Annotated in this window: 19 protein-coding genes and 1 tRNA gene; 9 read left to right on the plus strand and 11 right to left on the minus strand. The window is 59.2% G+C overall.

Going from position 1 to position 26,102, the window contains the following annotated elements; translation table 11 throughout:
• The first annotated feature begins 13 nt into the window (after nt 1-13).
• Genes GTQ55_RS00925 through GTQ55_RS00935 form a run of 3 tightly spaced genes read left to right on the plus strand, consistent with a single transcriptional unit; the run spans nt 14 to nt 5,423 of the window.
• Nucleotides 14-2,806, plus strand: a complete 2,793-nt coding sequence (locus GTQ55_RS00925) for a TonB-dependent receptor plug domain-containing protein (RefSeq protein ID WP_161857023.1) — start codon at nt 14-16, stop codon at nt 2,804-2,806.
• A gap of 57 nt (nt 2,807-2,863) precedes the next feature.
• A complete protein-coding gene (locus tag GTQ55_RS00930; RefSeq protein WP_161857024.1) occupies nt 2,864-4,936 on the plus strand; it encodes an alpha/beta hydrolase family protein in 2,073 nt (690 codons plus the stop codon).
• Entirely contained in the window at nt 4,929-5,423 is a 495-nt protein-coding gene (locus GTQ55_RS00935; protein WP_161857025.1) for an energy transducer TonB, read from the plus strand. The genes GTQ55_RS00930 and GTQ55_RS00935 overlap by 8 nt, the downstream gene beginning before the upstream one ends.
• 276 nt (nt 5,424-5,699) lie before the next feature.
• Here GTQ55_RS00935 and GTQ55_RS00940 read toward each other — a convergent pair.
• A tRNA-Leu gene (locus GTQ55_RS00940) sits at nt 5,700-5,786 on the minus strand.
• 248 nt (nt 5,787-6,034) lie between these two features.
• Between GTQ55_RS00940 and ppc the strand changes: the two genes are divergently transcribed.
• Nucleotides 6,035-8,692: a phosphoenolpyruvate carboxylase gene (ppc, locus tag GTQ55_RS00945; RefSeq protein WP_161857026.1), complete on the plus strand. Its 2,658-nt coding sequence runs from the start codon at nt 6,035-6,037 to the stop codon at nt 8,690-8,692.
• A 109-nt stretch (nt 8,693-8,801) separates the two neighbouring features.
• On the opposite strand, the gene thiI is transcribed toward ppc, so the two are convergent.
• Nucleotides 8,802-10,268 carry a tRNA uracil 4-sulfurtransferase ThiI gene (gene thiI, locus GTQ55_RS00950; protein WP_161857027.1) on the minus strand — a complete coding sequence of 489 codons (1,467 nt, stop codon included), beginning with the start codon at nt 10,266-10,268 and terminating at the stop codon, nt 8,802-8,804.
• Between the two features lie 360 nt (nt 10,269-10,628).
• On the opposite strand from thiI, the gene glnA reads away from it, so the two are divergent.
• From glnA to glnG, 4 genes are all read left to right on the plus strand, one after another.
• Nucleotides 10,629-12,035 (plus strand): glutamate--ammonia ligase, encoded by a 1,407-nt coding sequence (gene glnA, locus GTQ55_RS00955; protein WP_161857028.1) that lies wholly within the window; start codon nt 10,629-10,631, stop codon nt 12,033-12,035.
• A 235-nt stretch (nt 12,036-12,270) separates the two neighbouring features.
• Nucleotides 12,271-12,939 (plus strand): DUF4124 domain-containing protein, encoded by a 669-nt coding sequence (locus GTQ55_RS00960; protein ID WP_161857029.1) that lies wholly within the window; start codon nt 12,271-12,273, stop codon nt 12,937-12,939.
• Between the two features lie 324 nt (nt 12,940-13,263).
• On the plus strand, nt 13,264-14,337 hold the full coding sequence (gene glnL, locus GTQ55_RS00965; protein WP_161857030.1) for a nitrogen regulation protein NR(II): 1,074 nt from the start codon (nt 13,264-13,266) through the stop codon (nt 14,335-14,337).
• Nucleotides 14,338-14,412: 75 nt separating this feature from the next.
• The gene (gene glnG, locus GTQ55_RS00970) at nt 14,413-15,825 is read left to right on the plus strand and encodes a nitrogen regulation protein NR(I) (RefSeq protein WP_161857031.1); all 1,413 of its coding nucleotides are present in this window, start codon (nt 14,413-14,415) and stop codon (nt 15,823-15,825) included.
• 116 nt (nt 15,826-15,941) lie between these two features.
• On the opposite strand, the gene GTQ55_RS00975 is transcribed toward glnG, so the two are convergent.
• The gene (locus tag GTQ55_RS00975; protein WP_161857032.1) at nt 15,942-16,496 is read right to left on the minus strand and encodes a DUF3833 domain-containing protein; all 555 of its coding nucleotides are present in this window, start codon (nt 16,494-16,496) and stop codon (nt 15,942-15,944) included.
• Between the two features lie 311 nt (nt 16,497-16,807).
• Between GTQ55_RS00975 and GTQ55_RS00980 the strand changes: the two genes are divergently transcribed.
• The gene (locus tag GTQ55_RS00980) at nt 16,808-17,605 is read left to right on the plus strand and encodes a bestrophin-like domain (RefSeq protein WP_161857033.1); all 798 of its coding nucleotides are present in this window, start codon (nt 16,808-16,810) and stop codon (nt 17,603-17,605) included.
• Here GTQ55_RS00980 and GTQ55_RS00985 read toward each other — a convergent pair.
• The 8 genes from GTQ55_RS00985 to GTQ55_RS01020 all read right to left on the minus strand — a co-directional run bounded on the left by GTQ55_RS00985 (nt 17,594) and on the right by GTQ55_RS01020 (nt 25,926).
• Nucleotides 17,594-18,709, minus strand: coding sequence for an AI-2E family transporter (locus GTQ55_RS00985; protein ID WP_161857034.1), 1,116 nt, complete (start codon nt 18,707-18,709; stop codon nt 17,594-17,596). The two genes, GTQ55_RS00980 and GTQ55_RS00985, sit on opposite strands and share 12 nt — an antisense overlap.
• 134 nt (nt 18,710-18,843) lie before the next feature.
• Entirely contained in the window at nt 18,844-19,578 is a 735-nt protein-coding gene (locus tag GTQ55_RS00990) for a D-Ala-D-Ala carboxypeptidase family metallohydrolase (RefSeq protein ID WP_161857035.1), read from the minus strand.
• A gap of 42 nt (nt 19,579-19,620) precedes the next feature.
• On the minus strand, nt 19,621-20,277 hold the full coding sequence (locus tag GTQ55_RS00995) for a D-Ala-D-Ala carboxypeptidase family metallohydrolase (RefSeq protein WP_237567760.1): 657 nt from the start codon (nt 20,275-20,277) through the stop codon (nt 19,621-19,623).
• A gap of 208 nt (nt 20,278-20,485) precedes the next feature.
• The gene (locus tag GTQ55_RS01000; protein ID WP_161857037.1) at nt 20,486-22,033 is read right to left on the minus strand and encodes a phosphoenolpyruvate carboxykinase; all 1,548 of its coding nucleotides are present in this window, start codon (nt 22,031-22,033) and stop codon (nt 20,486-20,488) included.
• Nucleotides 22,034-22,423: 390 nt separating this feature from the next.
• Nucleotides 22,424-23,302 carry an Hsp33 family molecular chaperone HslO gene (gene hslO, locus GTQ55_RS01005; protein WP_161857038.1) on the minus strand — a complete coding sequence of 293 codons (879 nt, stop codon included), beginning with the start codon at nt 23,300-23,302 and terminating at the stop codon, nt 22,424-22,426.
• Nucleotides 23,303-23,411: 109 nt separating this feature from the next.
• Nucleotides 23,412-23,864, minus strand: coding sequence for a DUF4124 domain-containing protein (locus tag GTQ55_RS01010; protein WP_161857039.1), 453 nt, complete (start codon nt 23,862-23,864; stop codon nt 23,412-23,414).
• 37 nt (nt 23,865-23,901) lie between these two features.
• The gene (locus GTQ55_RS01015) at nt 23,902-25,425 is read right to left on the minus strand and encodes a S1C family serine protease (RefSeq protein ID WP_161857040.1); all 1,524 of its coding nucleotides are present in this window, start codon (nt 25,423-25,425) and stop codon (nt 23,902-23,904) included.
• A 120-nt stretch (nt 25,426-25,545) separates the two neighbouring features.
• On the minus strand, nt 25,546-25,926 hold the full coding sequence (locus tag GTQ55_RS01020) for an RNA-binding S4 domain-containing protein (protein WP_161857041.1): 381 nt from the start codon (nt 25,924-25,926) through the stop codon (nt 25,546-25,548).
• Nucleotides 25,927-26,102 lie beyond the last annotated feature (176 nt).

Below are 26,102 nucleotides of genomic sequence, written 5' to 3' on the forward strand. Positions count from 1 at the left end.
ACAGGAATTGAATATGTTTGAGAAAAAGAGACTCTCGCTTTGCGTCGCGGCGGTACTCGGGCTGGCCGTTGCCATGCCGCTGCACGCGCAAGAGGTTGCTGCCGACGAGCAGAAAACCGAACGCAAACAAGAAGAGAAAAAACAGAAGCGCTCCAGCAGCAAAGTCCAGGATGCCGATAAGGGCCTGGTCGCACGTTCTGGTGAAGCGATTGAAACGGTGGTGGTGACAGGTTCCCTGATCCCCCGCAACACCTTCGACGGTCCGGACCCGATGACCGTGCTCGATGAAGACGACATGAAGGCGCGGGGCCTGACCACCGTTGCCGACGTGATCGACTCCATGGCCGCCAACAACGGCTACAGCGAAGGTGGCTCCGGCAACCTGCTGTCCGGCTTTACCGTGGGCGCGAGCGAAGCCAACCTGCGCGGGCTCGGATCCGGCCGCACCCTGGTGCTGGTGAATGGTCGCCGCATTGCCGACTACCCGTTGCCGTTTGGCGGCCAGCAGAATGGCGCTGACCTGGGCACCATTCCCGGTACCGCTATGTCCCGTGTGGAAGTGCTCACCGGCAGTGCTTCTGCAATCTACGGTTCCGACGCCGTGGGCGGTGTGATCAATGTCATCACCAAACGCGATATGGAGCAGACCCTGGTCACCGCCAATATGGGTGCCTATGAGGACGGCTACGGCTTTACCAAAGACCTCTCGTTCGTTACCGGCAAGGCGTTTGAACGCGGCTCCGTCACCGTCAGCCTCGAGCAGCGCACCTCCAACGCCATCAGCGCGGATGAGGTGGAATATCTGGATGATCGCCGCTTCCTGGTCACCGGCATCGGTGCCAACATCCAGGACTTCGAAAATGGCTACACCGGTCCGGTTTCTCCGCAGGGCTATAGCTGCGAAGACAACAACCTGGTGACCACCGAGACTTTCAGTGAAGACGGTGCCACCCGCTGTAACTTCGATGCCTCCGAGGGCATTGCGATGGGCTCGGAGATGGATCGCACCTCGGCCTTCGTTGATGGTCGCTACCAGTTCACCGACAGCATTCGCGGCTTTGCCACGGTGCTGATGTCCAAGCAGGATGTCGGCAGCTCGGTGTCCGCGTCCAACTGGAGCGGCCGTGTCATCAACGCCGATTTCACCAAGGCTGTGGATATCGGTCGCAGCTTCTCCCACGACCTGGGCTTCACCACCTCGAGCTACGACCAGGAAATGTGGACGCTGATGGCGGGCCTCGAGGGCGAGGTCGAGCTGGGCGATACGGTCTGGAACTGGGATGTCGGCTACTCCAAAGCCCGCTACAACATGACCCAGCAGTACGGTGCCATCCGCGAGGAAGTTCTGCGCGACTGGTTCCTGGACGGTGCCAGTGAAGTCAATGAACTGGCCCAGAATATCTATCAGGTGGATAACAGCTTCTTTGACAACCGCCTGGTGGATAACATTTTCCGCGATGCCTCCGTGGATCGCGATGCCTTGATGGGCAAGGCCACCACCTTTGCCAGTTCCAGTGCCGACTCCCTCAGCCTCAAGGCTGTGGGTGAGCTGAGTGATTTCGGGGTTCTCTACAACCCGGTCACCGTGGCGATTGTTGCCGACTGGGCGAGCCAGTCCACGGAAATCAACCCGGACGAGCGCTCCCTGAACCTGGATGGTAACGGCTGGCTCAACGTCGGCGCGATCGAGGCCGGCGGCAGCCGTGACCGTAAAGCTATTGGTGCCGAGTTCCTGATCCCGGTGGTTGAGGACCTGGAGCTGACGTTCGCCACGCGTATGGATCGCTACGACGACTCCACTGCGATTGGCGGCCGCAACACTTCGTCGCTGAAGTTCCTGTACAGCCCCTTCGACATGCTGAAGTTCCGCGGCAGCTACGCGCAGACCTTCCGCGCGCCGGATATGTTCAACATCTACGGTGAGTCCACGGGCTACCAGGTCGTTACCGACCTCGTGGGCGGTGACTGTTTTGATGGCGAGAACTTCACCGGTGATTGCCCGGCGTACAACGTGGTTTCCACCCGCCGTGGCCGTGACGACCTGGAAGAGGAAAGCGGCAAGGACCTGGGTCTGGGCCTGATCTTTACTCCGACCAATAACGTCAATGTTGCACTGGACTGGTACAAGGTACGCCTGAACGATCTGGTGGTAACCGAAAGTGCCTTCGGCCTGATGGAGAGCGAGTGGCGCTGTGCCACTGGCAGCCTGCAGAACAGCAGCCGTTTCTGTGAGGACGTCAGCAACCGGGTGATCCGCGATGCCTCCGGCCGCGTGAGCAACATCATCATCGAGCCGCAGAACCATGCGTATACCGAGCTGCAGGGTCTGGACGCCACCATCAATGCGTCGTTCGAGTCTGTGCAGTACGGCAACTTTGGTGTGCAGATGAAGTACGTCAATACCCTGTCCTACGACTGGCTGCAGTTCGAAGGTGACGAGGCGATCGACATGCGTACCGGTTTGCCGGGCCAGTCCACGCCGGCGACCCGCACCAACCTGACCTTCAACTGGAGCAACCCGTTGACCGCGTTTGAGTCGGTCGGTGCTTCACTGTTTATTCAGCGTCAGGGTCGGGTGGACAACTTTACCGGTACCAATTCAATGGAACCGCATTACACCGCGAACCTGAGCGGCTTTTACCAGGCAAGTGCGCGTCTGAGAATGGGCATGACGGTCAGAAACCTGACCAACACCATGCCCACCACCGACAACACCAGCCCGCGTTGGCCGTACTACTGGAGCCACCTGCAGAGCCCACTGGGGCGCAGTGTGAACCTGTCTTTCAGCTACTTTCTGAGTAACTGAGTTCCTGTTGAGGTGTCGGCCGGCGTCCGCAATGGCGCCGGCCACAGGAGTTAAGTGATGAAAATACTAAGAACATTTGCGGCTGCGCTGGTTACCGGTGCCGTTGCCCTGGCGAGCGCTCCCGGAGCGCTGGCGGCAGAAAAAAATAACAAGGTCGACGGTACCTTTGCCGATAGCCTTGGCGAAATGCCGGTTTCGTTGGATGAGTTGTTCCGACCGGTCGCCTACGCCAACATTCGTATCTCCCCGGATGGCAAGCACATTGCTGCGGGCAAAGTGCGCGAAGATGGACTCATCGATGGCGTGATTATTGATCGCCGCACCATGGAGATTAAATCCACTCTGGAGATGGATGGCTCGGTTGGGGTCAGTGGAATCCAATGGGCCAATAACGAGCGGGTACTGTTCAGCTTCAGCATGAAGTCGGCCACTGCCGAAGGCACCGGGACCTCCTCCATCGCTGCAATGAATATCGATGGCTCGCGCAAGGAAATTATCTGGCGTGGCACCGGCGATTACGGCGGTAACGAGAGTGCCGGCCTGTCCGGCAAAATCGACGACGAGCATTATCGGGTAGTGGTTTACCCTTCGGGCTCCGGTTTGAACTTTCCGCTGCAATACATCTACAAGCTGAACATCTATACCGGCAAGACCTCGCGGATTGCGCGTTCACCCATCCGTCTGGCCAATCCCATCTTTGATAAGAAAGGGGAAATTTCCCACTGGGTGGGCCGTCTGCCGGATAGCTTCGATGATACCGTGGTGGCCACGCGTAACTCCGAGGGGGGCTGGGACAAGCAGGTGTTCGCCAACGATGAGGGTGTATTCGCGCCGATTGCCTGGACCAAAGACGAAGACTGGATGTGGTACTCCGACACGGTCGAAGCGCCCACCAAGGGACTGTACAAGGTCAATGTCGAAACCGGTGCGAAAAAACTGGTGTACCGTCACCCGAAGGTCGACTACGACAAGATCCATTTCGATGACGATGGCAATCCCTGGGGAGCAACCATCAATTACGACTACCCCAAAGTCGTGTATATCGATGAGGACAACCACTACACCAAAACGCACAAGCGTTTGCAGGGCACTTTCCCGAACAAGGTGATTCGCATCCTCAACCGTACCGCCGACGGCAACGAGTGGGTGGTACATGTAAGCGACGATCGTCACCCGGGCATTTATTACATCTACAACCAGTTTGACGGCGCGTTGAAGTTCCTCGCCAACACTGCGGAGTGGATTGATCCTGAAACCATCCCGGCCACCCACCCGGTACGTTTTACCGCGCGCGATGGTCTGGAAATCAATGGCTACATCACCCTGCCGGTGAACAAGGAAGCCAAGGACCTGCCGCTGATCATCCTGCCGCACGGTGGCCCGCATGGCCCACGCGATTACTGGGGCTACAACAAGGAGCGGGTTTTGCTTGCCAACGCGGGTTACGCAGTGATGCACGTGAACTTCCGTGGTTCCGGCGGCTATGGTCGTGACTTCCTCTACGACTGGTACGGGCACTGGGGCATGGAAATGCAAGACGACCTGACCGACGCCACTCACTGGGCGATCAAGTCAGGCATTGCCGACCCGGATCGCATCTGTATCTACGGTGCCTCCTACGGTGGCTACGCGGCGATGATGGGTATCACCAAGGAACCGGACCTCTACCAGTGCGGCATCGGCTATGTCGGTGTCTACGACATGGCAATCTTCTCGACCCACGGTGATATCCGCCTGCGCGAGGCTGGTCGTAAGTACCTGGCCGAAGCGACCGGTACCGATCCGGAAGTCCACCGCCAGCGTTCCCCGGCGCGCAATGCCGAGCGTATCAAGGCACCGGTATTTCTTGTCCAGGGCGAGCGTGACACGCGTGTGCCGATCCAGCACTACTACGCCATGCGCGATGCGCTGGAAGCGGAAGATCATGCACTGGAAACCCTGTTGGCGCCGCGCGCAGCCCACGGTGCCCGCGAGCAGGACAGCCAGCTGGAGATATATTGCCGCATGATCGATTTCTTCAACCGTCATATTGGTGATGGCAAACCCACCGACCCTCCCGCCGATGACTGCGTGCCCAAAGGTGCACTGGGTCTCGATTACAAATACTACGAGGGGGTGAAGCGTGGTTAAGTTACTGGTTGCCGCTGCTTCCCTGATCGCCGCCAGCCAGGCGTTCAGCCTGGACTGGCAGCGCCCGGACTGCTCGGCATTCGAGAGCTTCAGCGAATGCCGCAACGCCGAGAGCAATGCCTACCGTCGTCAGAAGCAGCAGGAGCTGCGTGACAAGGGTCTTTCATTCTGGTACTTCGAGCGTCCCGACTTTTCCGACAATGAAAAAGTGGAAGAGGCGCTGGAAAATAAAGTCGAAGGTGTACTTTTCGTCTCCTTCACCGTGGCAAGCGATGGCAGCGTTTCTGAAGTGGCGGTGAAGGAAAAAAGCAGCGAAGACGTAGCGGTGTATGCCGCCCCAATCCTCGCGGCAATGAAAAACTGGCAGTTTGTGCCGTCGGAAACCTCCTGGCCAAACCAGGAGTGGCGCTACCAGTTTTTCTTTGAGCCTGAAGAATGCGAAGCGGATTCGCAGGACGGAGACTGCGAAGCAGATCCGGATGCGTAAGGCTTACTGATACAAACTCTCTTGGTCGAGACATAACGGCAGCTACGGCTGCCGAACCCCAAGTTTAGCCCGGGCACTCGCCCGGGCTTTTTTGTGCCCGTGACAAATTGCTGCGGACCGATTTCTGGGCACGGGCGTTCTGTGCTGGCTGGAGAGCCAGAGGGTTGCGTTCTATAGGGTTGTGAAGGGTCGGGGCGGCAAGGAGTGATGCGCTCGCGCTGCCATTGCGCTGGGCGCGCCGCCTTGGGAAAGCAGAGTAATACTTGAGAGAAAAGATGGTGCCCAGGAGAAGACTTGAACTTCCACGACCTTGCGGTCACTAGCACCTGAAGCTAGCGCGTCTACCAATTCCGCCACCTGGGCAAACAGCGAAGTGCTTCGCTGAGGGTGCGCACTATAGCGTTTTTCTTTCGCGAGTCAATTGCCAGGTGTGACCGGAGCGTGGCGTGGCGGTATCAAGGGCACCGCGACGGCATCGGGGCCATATAGATGGGTTACCAGATGCCAGTTTTTGTAGTTTTATTACAAAAAATTCCGGCGAGGCATCTCGTTCACCGGCGAAATATGTAAAAATAACGCGCAAATTTGTTCCGGTAAGGGGGAGAAATTCCATGGATCAAGACCAAAATGCACCGTTACGCGAAGATGTTCGTCTGCTGGGTGAGGAACTGGGCTCTGTTTTGCGCGCCCAGGCTGGCGACGCCCTGTACGACACGGTGGAGACGATTCGGCAGGTGGCCGTGGAGAGTCGCGGTCAGGGGGAGATGCCTGTAGGAAAACTACGGGAACTGCTCGACCCGCTGGATGATGAGACCCTGCTCGAAGTCGCCCGGGCCTTCAGCCAGTTCTTGAACCTCGCCAACCTTGCCGAACAGCGCCACCGTGAGCGCCTGCGCCGCCAGCACGAGCGCTTCCCGGGAGATCCCGATACCGACCGCGGCCTGCGCCAGGTGCTGGCAGAGCTTAAGAATGCCAATGTGGGCCAGGAGCAAATCCGCCAGGTGCTGTCTGACCTCTCGGTAGAGCTGGTGCTCACCGCGCACCCCACCGAGGTGACCCGCCGTACCCTGATCCGCAAATACGACCAGATCGCCGACCTGCTGGCGGGACTGGATCGCCCGGATTGCACACCGGAGGAGAGCGATCACCTGCGCCGGCTGCTGCGGGAACAGATTCTTTCCGCGTGGAGCACCGACGAGATCCGCCGCGAGCGCCCCACCCCCGTGGATGAGGCCAAATGGGGTTTTGCCACCATCGAGCAGTCCCTGTGGCAGGCCGTTCCCCAGGGGATGCGCGGTATCGAGGAAGAGCTGGAGCTCGCCGGCCTGGATCCCCTGCCTTCCGACTGGGTGCCCATCCGCTTCGCCTCCTGGATGGGCGGTGACCGGGATGGCAACCCCAATGTGACGGCGAAGGTAACCCGGAAGGTGCTTACGCTGGCGCGCTGGATGGCTGCCGACCTCTACCTGCGGGACGTGGAGAACCTGCTCGCAGACCTGTCTATGCACCGCGCCAGCGATGAACTGCTGGCGCGTACCGGCGCGAGCCCGGAACCCTACCGGGTGCTGCTGCGCGAAGTGCGCGACCGCCTGCGCAACACCCGTGCCCTGATGGAAGCCCGGGTAAACGGTTCTGCGGAGCCGGAAGGCGAAATTTACTCGAGTGGCAGCGAGCTGCACCAGGAGCTGAGCCTGATCGACCGCTCCCTGCGCGCGGTGGGCCTCGGTGCCATTGCCGATGGCCAGTTAAAGGATACGCTGCGTCGCCTCAACTGTTTCGGCATCACCCTGCTGCGCCTGGATATCCGTCAGGAGTCCACCCGGCATGCGAACGTGATCGATGCCATCACCCGTTTCCTGGATCTTGGCAGCTACGCCAGCTGGGGGGAGCAGGTGAAGCAGAAGTTCCTGATCAGTGAGCTGGAAAGCCGCCGCCCGCTGGTAAACGGCGCCTTTTTTGACAGTGAGTTCTGTACCGACGAAGTGCGGGAGGTGCTCGATACCTGCAAGGTGATCGCGGAGCAGGGCCCGGAAGGATTGGGTGCTTACGTGATCTCGATGGCGAGGACCTCGTCCGATGTGCTCGCAGTCATGCTGCTGCAGAAAATTGCCGGCGTGAAATCACCGATGCGCGTGGTGCCGCTGTTCGAGACCCTCGACGATCTCAACAACGCTTTCGGTACCATGAGCGCGCTGCTCGAAATCCCGTTCTACCGTGAACGCGTCAAGTCCGGTCAGGAAGTGATGATCGGCTACTCCGACTCGGCCAAGGATGCCGGCTTCCTCGGTGCTGCCTGGGCCCAGTTCCGCGCGCAGGAAGCGCTCACTGGAATTTTCCGCGAGCACGGAATCCCGCTGACCCTGTTCCACGGCCGTGGTGGGTCCATCTCCCGCGGCGGCTCGCCCACCCGCATGGCGCTGCTGTCGCAGCCCCCGGGTTCCGTCGCCGGTCGTATCCGCGTCACCGAACAGGGCGAAATGATCCGGGTGAAATACGGCCGCCCATCGGTGGCCGCGTATAACCTCGAGCAGTATATCGCCGCGACCCTGGAGGCGACCCTGTTGCCACCCGCGGAACCGCGCCCGGAATGGCGCGCGGAAATGGATCGCCTGACCCAGGCCTCGGTGCGCGCGTATCGAGAGGTAGTGCAGGATGACCCGGCACTGGTGTCCTACCTGCGTACCGTCACCCCGGAAACCGAACTCAGCCGGCTTGCGCTCGGTAGCCGCCCGGCACGACGCAAGCCCGGCGGCGGTGTGGAAACACTGCGTGCGATTCCCTGGGTATTCGCCTGGACCCAGATGCGCCTGATGTTGCCCGCGTGGTTGGGTACCGGCGCCGCACTGGAAACCGGACTGGAAAATGCGCCGGATACCCTGCGCGAGATGAGCGACCAGTGGCCGTTCTTCCAGACCGTTGTGGATATGCTGGAGATGGTGCTGGCCAAGTCGGATACCCGCGTCGCGCTGTGGTACGAAGAGCGCCTGACCGATGACCCGGAACAGCAGCGTCTGGGTGTGGAGTTGCGCAGCCGCCTGGCGCGCACCGTCGCCGCCCTGAGTGAGCTCACCGGCCGCGAGAGCCTGCTGGACAACAACCCGGTCATGCGCTGGTCGATCCGCGTGCGCGACCCCTATACCGATCCGCTGCACCTGCTACAGGCCGAGCTGATGGCGCGCCTGCGCACCCGCGAGGAAGACCCGGTGCTGGAAAGCGCACTGATGGTCACCATTGCCGGTATTGCGGCGGGTATGCGCAACACCGGTTAACAGATCAGGGCAGAGGTTGAAGCTGCGGCGGCCAGAAATGGCCGCCGCTTTCGTTTTTGAAGCCCGGCGGGGTGCCGGGACGTCGTTCAGGGAAGATCGCTAGAACGAATTAATGCTCGGGTTTTTCCGGGCGGAATACGCCGACATTTTTGTAGCCTTCGTCCAGCAGGTGCGACGCATGCAGTTGGCTCATCACGCCGCGGGCGCAGTACAGCAGGTACTGTTTTTCCTTGTCGAGTTTCTGGAATGCCGTACTCAGACGATAAAACGGGATTGTTTCCACTTCTGCATTTTCCAGCTCCAGAGGGTTCACCTCTTCCTCTGTCGGGTGGCGAATGTCGATCACAATGGCATCGCCCGGCTCGGTGACAATTTCCACCGGCGGCGCATCTTCGCCCAGGTCTTGCATCACTTCGTCGATATTCTGCATCACCCGGTTGCCAATGGCGCGATCCAAAACGGTGAAGTCGAAGCGGGTTTCCTCGTGCAGGACTTTTTCCATTTTCGCGCGGGTGGTGGGCTTCACTGAAATCACACCGCAGTATTCCGGCATATTCGCCGCAAACTCCTCGGTGCCGATTTCGCGCGCGGTGCGGATGATGTCAGTCTTGTCGGATGTGATCAGCGGGCGCAGCACCAGGGTGTCGGTCACGCTGTCGATCACCGCGAGGTTTTTCAGGGTCTGGCTGGATACCTGGGCGATGGCTTCACCGGTCACTACTGCGTCTACGTCCAGCTCCTTGGCGACGGCGGAGGCGGCGCGCAGCATCATGCGCTTCAGGGTGACGCCCATATAGGAGTCGTCGACCTGCTCGAGGATTTCCGCCACCACTTCATCAAAGGGAACCGTGATGAATTTTACCCGGTGAGAGGCGCCGTATTTTTCCCACAGGTAAAACGCCACTTCCTTGACGCCCAATTCGTGCTGGCGTCCGCCGAGGTTGAAAAACAGGAAGTGGGTGCGAATGCCGCGCTTCATGGTGAGGTAGCTGGACACGGTGGAGTCGAAGCCGCCGGAAACCAATGAAAGTACCGGGTCCTGGGTGCCAAGCGGAAAGCCACCGAGGCCCTGATGCAGCTGTTCAATGACGTTGAGTTTGTCGTGGCGGACTTCCAGCTTGACGGTGATATCCGGGTTCTTGAGTTTTACCCCCGCTGCCTCGGTATTCTTGTTGAGGCCGCCGCCCACATACTGCTCTACGTCGAGGGACTGAAAATCGTGCTTGCCGGTGCGTTTAACGCGCACGCAGAAGGTCTTGCCCGCGAGCTGCGGCCCCCAGATCGGAAGGGTCTTCTGGTAGATGTCGTCCAGGTCGCCAAGGGGGAACTGCTGAACGCGGGCAAAGTTGGCAATGCCGGGAGTGTGCGCCAGTACCTCTTCAATGCGGTCGCAAAGGTGGGATACTGCATCGGGTGCAATGACATCAATTTTTTCCCAGTCTTTCTGCACCTTGATGCGGTCGTCCAGCTGCCGCATTAGCTTGCGCAGGTTGTCGGCAAGCTGGCGTGACATGCGCTTGCGTACCGGGTTGCTCTTGATGGTGATCTCTGGGAAAAACTTTACGACGAAGTGCATGTGAATGTGCCGGAACCGCTGTTGAATTTGAGGCCGGGATCGAACCATCGCGCTTCCCGGGAAAGGTGGCGAATTATAAACTCGCTATCGGGAATTTGCTTGTGGCACTAAAATGGTGCTTTTCGTGACTTGCTGGCCCCAAAATAGTGCATGCGGCTCTTTGGGGGCACCATTTTTGGGACTACTGTGTTTGTGCCGTAGTGGCAGGTGACTCAAAACCGGCCGCTGTTGTTGGGCTCAGCACCCCGGATAAGATCTATAGCCCGTTTGCCCCAATTTGGCACACTCCTTGCTTCGACTGTTGCCACAAGACAATGCGAATTGGCGCAACACATAACTTTTCATTCTTGGAGGACTGCAATGTCAGCGAAAACGCTCGGACTGATTAAAGAGAGCGAAGCCAAATGGGTAGACCTGCGCTTCACCGATACCAAAGGTAAGGAACAACACGTTTCCATTCCGTCTAAGGAAGTTGGCGGCGAGTTCTTCGAAGAAGGCAAGATGTTCGACGGTTCCTCCATCGCAGGTTGGAAGGGCATCAACGAATCCGACATGATCCTGATGCCGGACGACGAAACCTCTTTCCTGGACCCGTTCACCGACGAAGCGACTGTCATCATTCGCTGTAACATTGTCGACCCGATCACCGGCCAGGGCTACGAGCGCGACCCGCGTTCCATCGCGCTGCGCGCCGAGGAATACCTGAAGTCCACCGGTTTCGGTGATACCGCGCTGTTCGGTCCGGAGCCCGAGTTCTTCGTATTCGACGACATCACCTGGGGTGCCGAAATGGGTGGCGCCTTCTACAAAATCAATTCTGAAGAAGCGGCCTGGTCTTCCGGTGCCTCTTTCGCGGAAGGCAACATGGGTCACCGTCCGGGCGTTAAGGGCGGCTACTTCCCGGTTCCGCCGGTCGACTCCCTGCACGATATCCGCGCTGCCATGTGTTCCGCGATGGAAGCCATGGGCCTGGAAATTGAAGTACACCACCACGAAGTGGGTACTGCTGGCCAGTGTGAAATCGGCGTTGGCGCCAACACCCTGACCAAGAAAGCGGACGAGGTTCAGATCCTGAAGTACGCGGTACACAACGTAGCGCACGCTTACGGCAAAACCGCGACCTTCATGCCCAAGCCGCTGGTAGGTGACAACGGTTCCGGTATGCACGTGCACCAGTCCTTCAGCAAAGACGGCGTAAACCAGTTCGCCGGTGACGCTTACGCTGGCCTGTCTGAAACTGCCCTGTTCTACATCGGCGGTATCATCAAGCACGCGCGCGCTCTGAACGCGATCTGTAACTCTTCCACCAACTCTTACAAGCGTCTGGTTCCGGGCTTCGAAGCGCCGGTAATCCTGGCCTACTCCGCGCGCAACCGCTCTGCGTCCATCCGTATTCCGTTCGTGCCGAGCCCGAAAGGCAAGCGTATCGAGACCCGCTTCCCGGATCCGACCGCCAACCCGTACCTGGCCTTTGCAGCCCTGCTGATGGCTGGCCTCGACGGCGTGAAGAACAAGATCCACCCGGGCGACGCTGCGGACAAGGACCTGTACGACCTGCCGGCAGAAGAGCTGGCCGAGTACCCGACCGTTGCTTCCAGCCTGGAACAGGCTCTGGACTGCCTGGATCAGGACCGCGCGTTCCTGACCGAAGGTGGTGTATTCACCGACGACGCCATCGACGCCTTCATCGAACTGAAGCGCGAAGAGGTGCAGCGTGTGAACATGACCACTCACCCGGTTGAGTTCGAGCTGTATTACTCTGTATAAAAACGGCGAGAGCGCCCCGGCCTTAAACGCCGCAGGCGCTACCGTTTAAAACGGAGTATCATCTGAGCGCCGCCGCCGGGCTCTGTTCATACAGCGGTCTGGTGAGAACGGTGCAAAGATGACGAGAAAGCCCACACCCGCAAGGTGTGGGCTTTTTTTATGCGGGTAGAGGAGAGAGGAGTACACTAGCCTTTACTATGCAACCTCAAATAGAAAGTGAGAGGCAGGAAAGCCCATGATCAGGTGGATTGCACTGCTGGCGGTGTTGCTGGCTGCGCCGGTTCTGGCGCAGCAGGACTCGGCGGCCGATGACAAAAAGGCGAGTGGCACCTCAGGTGGCAGCGTATACAAGATTGTCGGACCGGATGGCCGGGTGACATTCAGTGACAGCCCCCCCGCTGGCCAGAAAGCCGAGAAGGTCGAGATAGGCCCCATCAACGTACAGCCCATCGCGCCGAAGCAGCCGTTGCGGACACGTAAGCTGTCCCCCGGGGATAGGCGCGACCGCGATGACTACGAGGGCCCGGTTAACTTTGCGATCGTGAGCCCCGCCAATGACGCCACCATCCCGCCGGGGCAGCGGTTTGTCGTGCTGCAGGTCGCCCTCGACCCTGTCCCCAAAGACGGCTACGAATTCTTTGTTGTGGTTGACGGTCAGCGCTGGTCGGGTACGTCGTCCGGTACCAGCCTGGATATCTCGGCACTGGAGCGCGGCACGCATACGATACAGGCGGTGTTGCTAGGTGCTGGTGGGCGCCCCCTGGCCCAGTCCCAGGCCATCCAGGTCCATGTAAAGCGTCCCGGTGGTCAGATCCCCGATTTCCCTGCCGAACAGGCGCCGCAGATGCCGAAGTTACCCCAGGCCCCCGGCGTCGCCAGGCCCCCCAAACCACAGCCGCGCTAACCGACCGCCTCGCTAACTGCGAGGGCGGCGGCAATACCCTGCCGCAATGACCTTGAGCGCCGGGGGCTCCCCACCCGGTGCCCAAATCGCTGGACGCGCCCGTCCGCGCTCGCCCGACACCCCCGTAACTTGCCCCGCGCCCGTTTCTGAGCATCAAAGCTGGCTGTTTTTTGCTCTGTGCACGATTTTGGTGCATCATCTTGTGAGGTCGGCCACCGGCGCCCCTGAAACCCTCTCCTGTGTCCGGTTTTTTGCGCCATTTTGGTTTGCTTCTTGCACTCCCAATAGGCGAGCCGAAGCAATGAACGAAATCGGACCCCCTGAATGCTCAATGATCGCCAGCTACGCCTGCTTTTGGACAACCTTACCTCGGCCGTTTTGGTGCTCGATGAAAACCTGTCCCTCTGCTACCTGAACTCGGCTGCCGAGGATCTGGTGGCGGCTTCCAGCGCCCGCTCTATTGGCCTGCCTCTCGACGAGGTCGTGCGCGAGTCTCGCTCCTCTGAGCAGGCGCTGCGCTCGGCACTGGCCACCGGCGAAAAATACACGGTCCGGCGCGCCTTGTGGCTGCTGCACAACCTGGAAGAGTGCACCGTGGACTACTCGGTGACACCCCTCACCGAGCTGGGCCTGTTGCTGCTGGAGGTCCAGTCCATGGACCGCCTGCTGCGCATCGCACGTGAAGATGCGCTGATCTCAGCCCAGGAGACCACGCGCAACCTGGTGCGAGGCATGGCCCACGAAGTGAAAAATCCGCTGGGAGGAATTCGCGGAGCGGCACAGTTGCTGCAAAGGGAATTGAGTGACCTGGAGGATGACGGCCTCGGTGAGTACACCCAGATCATCATCGAAGAGGCAGACCGACTGCGCAATCTGGTGGACCGGATGCTGGGGCCGCGCCAGCCGGTGAGGTTGCAATCGGTCAACGTGCATTCAATCACCGAGCGCGTGGCGCAGCTGATCGAGGCCGAGTGCGACGGGGCGTTGATCATCCGGCGGGACTACGACCCGTCGATTCCGGATATTCCGGCTGATAGCGAACAGCTGATTCAGGCGGTACTGAATATTGCCCGCAACGCGATGCAGGCGATTGCCGAAAGCATTGGCCTGGAGGAAGGAGACCTGACCATACGCACCCGGGTGCAGCGGCAGTTCACCATCGGCCGGAGGCATTGTCCGCTTGTATGCCGCATTGACATCGTGGACAACGGCCCGGGAATTCCGGAAGACATCCGCGAGCGGATTTTTTATCCGATGATTTCCGGGCGCGCCGAGGGCTCGGGGCTGGGGCTTTCCATCTCCCAGCACATCATTAACCAGCACCGGGGGCTGATCAAATGCGAGAGCCAGCCCGGGCAGACGGAATTCCAGATTTATTTACCACTGGCGAATGAGTAGCAAAACGGCGAACAAGCCAGTGGCAAAACCAAGACCAGAACTATTAGAACGTAATCACAGAGCCGGAAAAGTACTATGAACAATCGCGTATGGATCATTGATGACGACCGCTCCATCCGCTGGGTGCTGGAGCGCGCCCTTTCCCGGGCGGGGATCGAAACAACCTGCTATGAAAATGGCGACCGCGCGCTGGACGATTTTTACAGCGAATCACCAGATGTGGTGATCAGCGACATTCGCATGCCCGGCTCGGATGGTTTCAAGCTGCTGCAACGATTCCAGGCCGAACGCCCCGCCCTGCCCATCATCATCATGACTGCCCACTCGGATCTCGACAGTGCGGTAGCTGCTTACCAGGGTGGCGCTTTCGAATATCTGCCCAAACCGTTTGATGTCGATGAGGCCGTGGCGGTCACACGCCGCGCGCTGGCACATGCCAACGAGCAGGAACCGGAAGAGCCGGTGATCATCGAAAATGGTACCGGCAATAAGGAAATTATCGGCGAGGCGCCGGCGATGCAGGAAGTATTCCGTGCAATCGGCCGCCTTTCCCACTCCAATATCACCGTGCTGATCAACGGTGAGTCCGGTACCGGTAAAGAGCTCGTGGCAGCGGCGCTGCACAATCATAGCCCGCGTAAAAATCAGCCGTTTATCGCACTCAATATGGCTGCGATCCCCAAGGATCTGATGGAGTCCGAGCTGTTCGGGCACGAGAAAGGGGCGTTTACTGGCGCAAGTTCACAGCGCGCCGGTCGCTTCGAGCAGGCCAACGGCGGCACCCTGTTTCTGGATGAAATCGGGGACATGCCCGCAGAGACCCAGACCCGTCTGCTGCGGGTATTGGCAGACGGCGAGTTTTATCGGGTCGGTGGCCACACTCCGGTAAAAGTAGACGTGCGAATTATCGCTGCCACCCACCAGGATCTCGAGCGGCTGGTCGAACAACACAAGTTCCGCGAAGACCTTTTTCACCGCCTCAACGTTATTCGTATCCACATTCCCCGTCTCGCCGACCGTCGCGAAGATATCCCGCGCTTGGTGCGTCACTTCTTCAACAGCGCCGCCAAGGACCTCGGGGTCGAGCCGAAAATCCTGTTAAAGGAGACGGAAGAATACCTCTCCGGGCTGGACTGGCCGGGTAATGTGCGACAGCTGGAGAACACCTGCCGCTGGATCACGGTGATGGCCTCCGGCCGCGAAGTACTCGTCGATGACCTGCCACCGGAACTTCATCAGCAGGGTGCCACCACCGAGGCACCGCAGGACTGGCAAAAGGCATTGCGTCTTTGGGCCGACCAGGCATTGGCCACCGGGCAGCGGGAGATTCTCAGCGAGGCGGTGCCCGCCTTCGAGCGTGCCCTGATCGAGATCGCGCTCAAGCACACCGCCGGACGCAAACGCGATGCGGCCGAACTGCTCGGGTGGGGACGCAACACCCTGACCCGCAAATTGAAAGAACTGGGTATGAATGGCGGCGAAGACTGACGCTTCTGTTTGACTCCCACACGGAGCTTCGCCTCGAAGCTCAAATCACAACAGCGCCCGGCCAGCCCGGGCGCTGTTGCTTTTACTGGTTGTGTATATGTGTAAACCCCCGGCATCTACGGGGTATGGGGCTTGATGATCGTGAGGATGATCTCTCCGACATCGAAGCCCCACTTGGTCAGATCGGATTCGGCGATCAGTATCCGCTCATTGACCAGGTACATGCGGTCGTCGACGTCGACGTTTATCTGTCGATCGCCATAGGGTACCTTGAGGGTGTAGCGGAAAAATCCGGCATTGCCGCTGACCCTCACCGTGGCCTCGCCGACCACGTCTTCCGCACTGGCGCCGTACCGCCTTACTCCACCGGATTGCTGTTGGGGAATTAGGTGCCAGTTGCGGTACTGGATTTCGCCGTCGTCAAACTCGAAGCGTTCCGCGAGGAGCCCTTTGCCATCTTTCCAGCTTCCTTTCAGGGTGGCGGAGAACCGCCTGGTGACCGTGCCACTGCGATCCTTGACCACACCGTACGCCTCCAGATCACCCTTGAAGAATTGCTCGGGGATGAAGGCGGGCTCGCGCTTTGCGTAATCCTCTACTGTAGCGCCGCCACAAGAGGCGATGAGCAGTGATGCGAACAGCAGTAACGCGCAATAGTGGAGCCTGAGCATATTGGTATACCGGGAAATTGGTTGTATGAACTAACTACGCTTGCCAGACTCTAGTGGATCAGCTGTTAAAGGCAAAGGTCTGTATTCGCCCGGGAGATCATTGCGGTCGAATCGGGTGCAGCTTGGCCCTTAAAAAATATGGCGAAATAACGACCGTGGCGACATCATTGAATCAAATCACTGAAAATATCGCCGCAAAAACGCCGTTAATGTTTTAGTTCTGGTCGAAATGAGAAGGAAGTGGAAAGAAAAGTTATCTGGTAGACGATCTGACCGTGAGCCAAACTGGATAAACGAGTCCGGGGAAGGTCATGATTGCTGACGAACTGTTCCAACGCATACCACTGGCGGCGATATATCTTTTTACTGTGTTTGTCGTGCTGGCTGCCATCGGTCTGGGGTGGCTATTGGGGCGCCACTACATCCGTACGGTTCGGCCCGAGAAAGAGCCCTCCATCGGCAGTGCGGTAACCGCAACCCTTGGCCTCCTGGCCTTCCTGCTGGCGTTTACCTTCAATATGACCGCGAGTCGTTATAACGAGCGCAAGGCGCTGTTGCTGAATGAAGTGAATGCCATTCACACCGCTTACCTGCACGCCGACTTTCTCACGCCCGACGCAACGCGCAAGGCTCAGAAGCTACTGATTGAATACACCGAGCTGCGGGATTTCAAGGTACATGAAACGGAAATAACGGCGGAAGCGCTGGCTCAAAGTGTCGCGATACAGAATCAACTGTGGCGACTGGTCGAGCAGCATGTCGCCCAGGGTTACAACCCCGGCTACCTGCGCCAATTTGTTGAGCCGGTAAGCAGCGTCATAAATTTCCACAATTCGCGGGTGGTTGTCGGTCTGGGATACCGCATACCCGGACCTATCTGGATCGCGCTGTATTTTTTGACGGGGCTGGCCATGTTCGCAATCGGATTTCAGTTTGGGATCAGCCGGCTGGGATCGGTACAGGTTGCGCTTACTCTTGGGCTTACTTTTGCCACCGTAATCCTGCTGATTGCCGATCTCGACCGCGCCACCGAGGGCCTGATCATTGTCGACCAGAGCCCGATGGGGGAAATGAAACAGGTGCTACAGCAACAACAGTCAGGTCGATGAGTCGCTCCCGGATTCGTCCTGCTCCAGGACTGACTCTTCTCGGGGTGGAATCAGCGGTTGATCATTGCTGATGAATTCGCGCATAAAAATTTCCCAGAAGGCCATGAACAGTGCCGCTAACAGAGGGCCTATCGCAAAGCCGCTGATTCCGAACATCAGCAGTCCGCCAACGGTGGAAAACAGCACGATATAGTCAGGCAGTTTGGTGTCGCGGCCGACCAGGATCGGGCGCAGGATATTGTCCACCAGGCTGATCACCGCAACGCCGTAGATCATCAGCACCGTCGCTTTCACCGTGTCGCCGGTAGCGTAAAGGTACAGACCCGCCGGGAACCAGATAATCGCTGCGCCGACTGCCGGCAGCAGCGAAAGTACCGTCATCACAACACCCCACAACAGCGGTGCGGGCAGATCAAGAACCCAGAAAATGACACCACCAAGTGCGCCCTGGGTGACGGCGACCACAAGATTGCCTTTGATGGTCGCACGGGTAACTTCGGCAAATTTTGCCAGCAGAAGCTTTTCGCGTTCGTCGCCCAGTGGCAGCGCCCGAATCAGCAGTGCGACGAGTGAGTTCCCGTCCCGAATCAGGAAAAATGTCAGGTACAGCATCAACCCGAGGCTGACGAAGAAGTTCAGCGTATTCTGACCGAGCGCCAGTGCGTTCTTGGCGATCAGGCTGCCGGCCGTCATCAGGCCGCCGAGGAGGCGCTCCTTAAGTCCGTCAAAATCCAGGCCGATACGCTCCAGTGCCGCATTTACGCCCGGAAAGGCAGCGCGAACCTGCTCTACTTTTGCTCCGAGATTTATTTCACCCGCCTGCACCTTCTGGTACAGACCGGCCACTTCGCTGACAAACGAGCTCGCCACGAGCAGTACCGGTATTACCACCACCACGATACACAGCAGCAGGGTGGCCAGAGCAGTGAGGTTGGGCCATCTCGGAAAGCGTCTTAAAAGGTAGCGATACAGGGGGTGGAAGATCAGTGCTACCGCACAGGCCCAGAAAATGGCAGTGAAAAAGGGTTTCAGCAGGAAGCCAAAGGCGATGGTCACCAGCAGCAGCGTGAAGATAAACGAGCGTCTTTCCAGTCTTTCCTGCACCGGAGCGTCCTTGTTTGTTGTTATGGGTTTGTTGTTATGAGTTTGTAGTTCTGTGAATAACCACCGGCCGCAAAGGCATGGCCGCAATCAGCAGTCAGAAAACAGATAGGTATGAAAACAGATAGGCGCAGGGTTTACCAGCGGCGGTAACCACAGGTGTCCACGTGGAACCGGATACCGCTGTAGATGCCGAGGCCCATGTTCCACCTGCGGCCGACCTTCCTGTGAATGCGACGCAGCTTGGGTAGCAGCTGTTTGCGGGTGTATTCGTCCTCGGGAATCATGTCGAGACCGCAGAAGTGCATGTGCTTGCTGGTGCGTGCACCCCCGGCCTTGGCGTTGTAGGAAGACGTTCGCCAGCCGGACAGTACGTGAACCGGGCCGATGGCTGGGATGATATAGTCCCGCAGTACCTTGAGGGTATCCACCATGGTTTCCCAGTTTTCTTCCGGGGGAATGGCGAATGGCGGCTCGCCAATCTTCTGCCAGTCGGTGCCCTGGCGCATCAGCTCAAACGGCGGCACCACGTCGTCGACTTCGTTGATCTTGAGGAAGTGTTCCAGTTTCTCGAAGTGCGCGCGGTGGTCGTCTTCATCGAGGAATTTCTCAAACGCGATTGCTGTGGCTGCGGTGTAGCCCTTGATCTTGTAGATCAGGGGCACATCCGGGTCGAGGGGTTCCGGCATTGGCACCGGTTCGATGTATTCCACCGGGCTGACGATACGCTCTGCCAGCTCTCGTACTTTTTCCACGGTCAGCACAAGCAGCACCAGGCTACAGATCAGTACCAGGGCAACTATCCAGATGACGCGGCGACGCTCAATGTGGATGTCGATAAATTCGTGATCGGGTGTTTCCTTGATATCCATCGTGTACTGCTCAATCAACTCCGGATAGGTGTGGTGCGTCCGTTACCAGCGGCGAAACCCGCAGGTGTCCACGTGAAAGCGCACCCCGCTGTAAATACCCAGGCCCATGTGACTCTCGGGGCCCAGGCGCGCATGCAGGTTGCGCAGTTCCTCGATCAGCTCTTTGCGGCTGATATTCGAGCGCGGTACGAGGTCCAACCCGCAGAACGTTTTGTGCTTGCTCTTGCTGGATCCTCCGGCCTTGCGGTTGTAACCGTCGGTGCGGAACGCGGATACCACATCCACCGGGCCGATACTGGGGACCAGCTCATCGCGAACCAGTTTCAGCGTGGCGACCATATTTGGCCAGTAATCCCGTGGCGGAATCGCAAACGGTGGTTCGTTGATATCCAGCCAGTCGGAGCCTTGACGCAGAAGGTTTTCCGGCTCGGTCGCATCTGCCACGCCGGCGTCTTTGAGGAAGTCCGCCAGTTGCCCGAACTCACGCCGGTTGCCGCGCTCACGCAGAAACTGGTTAAAGCTGGCGTGGGTGGCGACACGATAGCCCTTGAGCTCAACATAGGGCTTTTCCAGTGCTTTGAAGTACAGGTATAGCCACAACAGGAGCAGTAATAGCAGCAGCAATAACGCGACACCAACGACGACCCACCAGTTGGTCTGCTGGTTCGGGGGAAGATGGTCGTAGCGGCGCTTAAACATAGAGAAACGATTGCCCGACGGCATGCATGCTGCCTGATTGCCCTTGCTGGCGTTCTGAATGTTGCTCCCGTTTCCCTGTTCGGAAAACGGGCCCCTCATATGACTATAGCTATGTGCGGGGTGGGCGTCGGGCACAAAAAAGGCGATCCGGAGATCGCCTTTGGAGAGCGGCAATGGCTTCACCACTACCGGACTTTATGTCAATGCGTCAGGCCTTGGGGCCAGCCGCCTTGATCTCATCGCTGACTGCGAATTTCTCGATATTGTCAGCGAACAGCGCGGCCAGCTTGCTGGCGGCGGCATCGTAAGCGCCGGCATCGGCCCAGGCATTGCGGGGGTTGAGGTAGGACTTGTCCACACCCGGTACCTGCTTTGGAATATCCAGGTTCATCACTTCCAGGCGCTCCGTTTCGGCATTCTCGAGCGCGCCGCTCTGGATTGCCGCGATCACCGCGCGGGTAACCGGAATCGGGAAACGCTTGCCCTTTTCGCCGGAGCCACCGGTCCAGCCGGTGTTGACCAGGTAGACTTTAGAGTCGAAATCCTCGATACGCTTCATCAGCAGGTCGGCGTACTCGCGCGGTGCGCGGGGCATGAACGGTGCACCGAAACAGGTGGAGAAGGTCGGGTGGATACCCGCCTCCGCGCCGAGCTCGGTAGAGCCTACGCGGGCGGTGTAGCCGGAAAGGAAGTGATAGGCCGCAGCCTCCTTGGACAGGACGGAAACCGGGGGCAATACACCGGTCACGTCACAGGTCAGGAAGATGACATTCTTCGGCTCGCCGGCGCGGTTCTCCAGCTGGCGCATTTCCACATGCTCCAGCGGGTAGGAGCAGCGGCCATTTTCGGTCAGGCTGGTGTCGTCGTAATCCGGCACACCGGCATCGTCGGTCACCACGTTCTCGACGATCGCGCCAAAGCGGATGGCATCCCAGATCACCGGCTCGTTCTTCTGGCTCAGGTTGATGGTTTTGGCGTAGCAGCCGCCTTCCATGTTGAACACGCCGCCCTTGGCCCAGCCGTGCTCGTCGTCGCCGATCAGGTAACGCTCCGGGTCTGCAGACAGGGTGGTCTTGCCGGTGCCGGACAGGCCGAAGAACAGGCATACATCGCCGTCTTTGCCCACGTTGGCCGCGCAGTGCATCGGCATCACGTCTTTTTCCGGCAGCAGGAAGTTCTGCACGGAGAACATGGCCTTTTTCATCTCGCCGGCATAGCGCATGCCCGCCAGCAGCACCTTGCGCTGGGCGAAGTTGATGATCACGCAGCCTTCGGAATTGGTGCCATCGCGGGAGGGGTCACACTCGAAGTTGGCCGCGTGCAGGATGCGCCACTCTTCCTTGCCCTTGGGATTGTACTTTTCCGCGCGGATAAACATGTTGCGACCGAACAGGTTGTGCCATGCGGTCTGGGTGGTCACTTTCACGGGGATATAGTGGTCTTCGTCCTGGCCCACGTGCAGCTGCTGCACGAAGCTGTCGTGGCTGGCGACGAAGTCTTCGACGCGGGCCCAGAGGGCGTCGAACTTGTCTGCCGAGAAGGGGCGGTTCACGCTGCCCCACTCGATATTGTCGGAAGTCGAAGGCTCCTCAACCACAAAACGGTCTGCAGGTGAGCGGCCGGTGCGAGCGCCGGTCACGGCTAGCAGTGCACCGGTATGCGTGAGGTGACCCTCTGCGCGCTTCAGTGCCTGCTCTACCAGTTGAGCGGGCGCCAGGTTGGACATTACCTGCACCGTGTCGTCTTGCTGTGCCATTCGTTTATTACCCATGAAAGTTGTATCACTGAAATAAATAGTAGGGGGTGCCGCCTAATACCGCGAGTCAGTACCGCGACCAGGCCTAGCTGGCCGGCGCATTATGGCAAACTTCAAATTCTGATCACAGGAAAAATCGTACAAACTTTGATCTAAAACAGCGTTGTCAGGGAAAAAAATCACGAAAATTCATTCAAAATTATGATGTAGTTTTTTTACTTCATAATTTTGGGGAATATTGGGTGTTCTGTAGTTTTTACTACAGCGGCGTTTGCAGCGGGAGCGGGTCCGCCGGGGCTGTCAGGCCCGAGCTGTTCAGCAGACGATGGGGGTACCTGACATGAAAAACGCGCCATCTGGCGCGTTGGGTTTGGTCGAGGAAGGCCGGGATCAGTGCACGGTATGCGGTGGGGCGTTGAACAGTTCTTCGACCTTGTCCCGGTCAAAGTGATAGGTCTTGTTGCAGAACTGGCAGTCTGCCGTGATCTCGCCACCCTGCTCTTCCAGCAGCTGGTAGACATCCTCGGGCCCCATGGCGATCAGCGCGCGCGCGCTGCGCTCGGCGGAGCAGCTGCATTTGAAGCGGATATTCGCCGTGCCCAGGCTCGCCGGCTCCAGCTGGTGAAACAGGCGTACCAGCAGCTCTTCGTGGGGCAGGCTGTGCAGCTCTTCCGCGGTAACCGTAGAGGCCAGGTGCACCCCGGTCTCCCAGGCATCGTCGTTTTCCGCCGGAGAGGCGGCATTGTTGCCCGGCAGCACCTGCAGCATGATGCCGCCGACGGTGTCCTCACTGGATTCGATCCAGAAGCGGGTCTGCAGCTGCTCTGACTGGGTAAAGTAGTCCTCCAGGCACTCGGCCAGGGTGTCTTTTTCCAGCGGCACGATACCCTGGTAGCGCTCGCCCTCCTGCGGGTCCACGGTAATCACCAGCGCACCGCGGTTGCCGACCAGCTCACGCAGGGTTGCCCCTTCCTTGATATCCGCGCCTTCCTCCACGCGCGCCAGACCGCGCACATCGCTGTGATGGGTACACTCGGCCACCAGCAGGGGAACGTCGCCCTCGCCGCGCGCCTGCAGCATCAGGATGCCCTCAAACTTGAGGGTGGTGGAAAGCAGGCAGGCAGCGGCGAGGAACTCACCCAGCAGGCGCTGCACCGGCAGCGGCAGCTGATTGTGCTCCAGTACCTCCCGGTAGGCATCGGTAAGCGTGACCAGCTGGCCACGGATATCGTGCTTGGAGAAGATGAAGCGTTCCAACTGGTCGGACATGATTGAGTGCCTCGCTGAAAATTTGGGGTGGCGATTTTAGAGCCTGCCGCGCCCAAATACGATGGCCTTATATGATAGTGACTGCAGGCTGGCGATGGTCAGGGCCGGCCTAGCCGCAGTATTGCCGGACGCGGGCTTCCAGTTTGCGGGCCTCGACCTGTCGCTGGCGCTCGCTGATGGTGGACTCGTTGCCCTCGGCGTCTACGAAGTACACCGGCCCCTTGAGGATTTTGAGCTGCTTGCGTGCGCGGGCGCAGGCGATCTGCCGCTGCTGACGCGCCTTTGACTGTTCAGACTGTTTGCGCGCGGCGTATTCGCGCTCGATCTGGCCGGCGCGGCTGCGATCGGGGAAGTCCTGTTTGCGGGTTGGCGCTGCGCTGTTGACCGGCTTCAGGCGGCCCTCGAGAGACTCCGCCTTGGCTTCCACCGGTGGCCGGTCACCGAAGTGTACCTTGCCGTCTTTGTCCACCCAGCGGTACAGTTCCTCCGCGCTGGCGTTCAGCGCCAGCAGGGCAATGCCCATCATCACCAGTCGGCCCACCATCTGTATTCCCCCAAGCATCCCCAGTTTCTGTCCTTATAAATGCGCCGGTTACCGGCTACTGCACCTGGCCCAGCTCCGCCTCGGACCCGCTCCGCTCGGCGAGGGAGCTGAACAGCCCCCGGGAGTGGCGGTCGGGAATCTGGTAGGTTTGCAGAATAAACGGTTGCTGCTCGAGGGCGGAAGCGGCATCCAGCACCATGCGGTACCCGGCGCTGTCTTTCAGCTCCACGAAACCCTCGTCGGAAGCTTCCATTAATTGTGCGAACTGCTGGAAGTCCTGAATGGCCTCACCATTGACGGACTCGATGATCCAGTTTTTCCAGTCGTGGTAGCCCAGGTTGACCGGTGCCGGCAGCACCTTGAGGGCCACGACCAGTTCCTGCTGGTCGGGGCTGGACCACTGGTTGCGGGCGTAGAGATATTCGATCGGTGCCTTGGAGTGCCAGTTGTTACCCCAGCGTTTGATCAGGTTCATATTCAGCGGCACAAATACCACGCCGCCATAGATGTAATAGCGCGGACGCTGGTCGAATTTCTCACCCTGTACCAGCGAGCGGGATGGCGGTGTCGCCGCGAGGGTAATCTCGGCGTCCACGATTTCGCCATTGCGGGCAATACGTACCGGGAGCTTGTCTCCCACATGGTATTTGTCCACAGCGTAGTGGTAATTGGTGCGCTGGTTTTCACGCCATTCGATGGTGCGGTCGGCGGCGATATCGAAGCCGTCCACCTGCAACAGCACGTCCCCGGGCTGCAGTACCTGCGCGGCAGAGGCGTCTTCAAATACCCGCACCACCAGTGCCCCTTCCTGATCTTCCGTGAGGCCGGCGGCCGCTTTCATCGACGGGCTTTCCAGGCTCTGGGTGACCGCACCCAGTTCCGGGAACCCCTGATGTACGCCGTCTTTTGCGTCCTCAAGCACGTGGCGGATCACGCTGGGTGGCACAAAGTAGCCCAGGTTTTCCGCGCCCTTGCTGTGATTTGTCTGCATCGCCACGCCAACGATACGCCCATCGGAGATCACCGGCCCGCCGCTGTTACCGGGATTGATGGCGGCGTCGATCTGGCCTGCCATCAGGTAACTTTCGGCGTGCGCATAGTACTGGTGCTCTATACGGGAGAGTACGCCGCGGGTGATGGAGAGGGACTTGCCGCCAATGGGGTAGCCGTAAACCGTGACTTCTTCCTGCAGGTCCGGCAACTTGCCGAGGGCGAGGGGCCGGGTGTCATCGAAGAAATTCTCGTCTTCCACCGTGAGCAGGGCAAGGTCGGCGTCGTGAGAGACGAACTTGACCCGCGCGCGGAATTTCTGCGCGTCACCGTGGCGCTGCACCTGGATAAAACTGCCATTGGCGACCACGTGGGCGTTGGTGAGGATCTGCTGCCCCTTGATCACCGCGCCGGAGCCGGACAGCTGCTGGGCGTTGAGCAGGGCCCAGGGATTGAAGTAGTCGGGGGCGGCGGCGGTGGTGTAGATCTTGATGATCGAGCGCTTCAGCTGCTCCCGCTCGCGGTTGTCGGCACTGGCGGCCTGGGAAAAACAGAAGATCAGCAGGCACAGAGTCAGCAGGTGTTTCATTGCGGCTTCTTGGTTATTCGTTGGTTTGGGGCAGTTTAGCACTTTGGCAGCTAAGTGCTTTCGGCTGCGGCGCTCCTGAAAAGATCCACCCAGCCCCCGGCCTTAGCGCCGAGCATTCACTCAGTCCTGTGATTCGCGGATGAACCTGTGAATCTGGCGGCGTTGCTTTTTGTTCGGCCGCTCGTGGGTAATCGTCGCGTTGCTGGCCTTGCGCTCTGCCGCGAACTGCTCGCGCCTGGCGATGCTTTCCTCGGTCTCCCGGTACAGCGTCTGCGCGATGTCTGCGCCGCGACGCTGGTCGGAGAGCGCAATCACTTCCACGACTTTCTCATCAAATCCCTGGCGGATGGTGAGAAGCATGCCAGTGGAGATGTCCTTGCTGGCCTTCACCCGCTGACCATTGGCATGCACCTTGCCGCCCTCGATGGCCTGTTTGGCGATGCTGCGGGTCTTGAAGAAGCGTGCGGCCCAGAGCCATTTGTCGATACGTACTTTTTCCATCAAAACTCTAAAACAATGATGATTGTGAATAGAACCAAGAATTGGTTCGAAGCAAATAAGTCGATGTGAAGGGTGGGTGCCGGGTGCAGCTTTTCAGGAGCGTCAGCGACAGGATGTCGCTGCCGCAGCGCCCAGGGATGGGTTCACCGCGGTCCTGAAAAGCTGCACCCGGCACC

Source organism: Microbulbifer hydrolyticus (assembly GCF_009931115.1).
GTDB lineage: Bacteria > Pseudomonadota > Gammaproteobacteria > Pseudomonadales > Cellvibrionaceae > Microbulbifer > Microbulbifer hydrolyticus.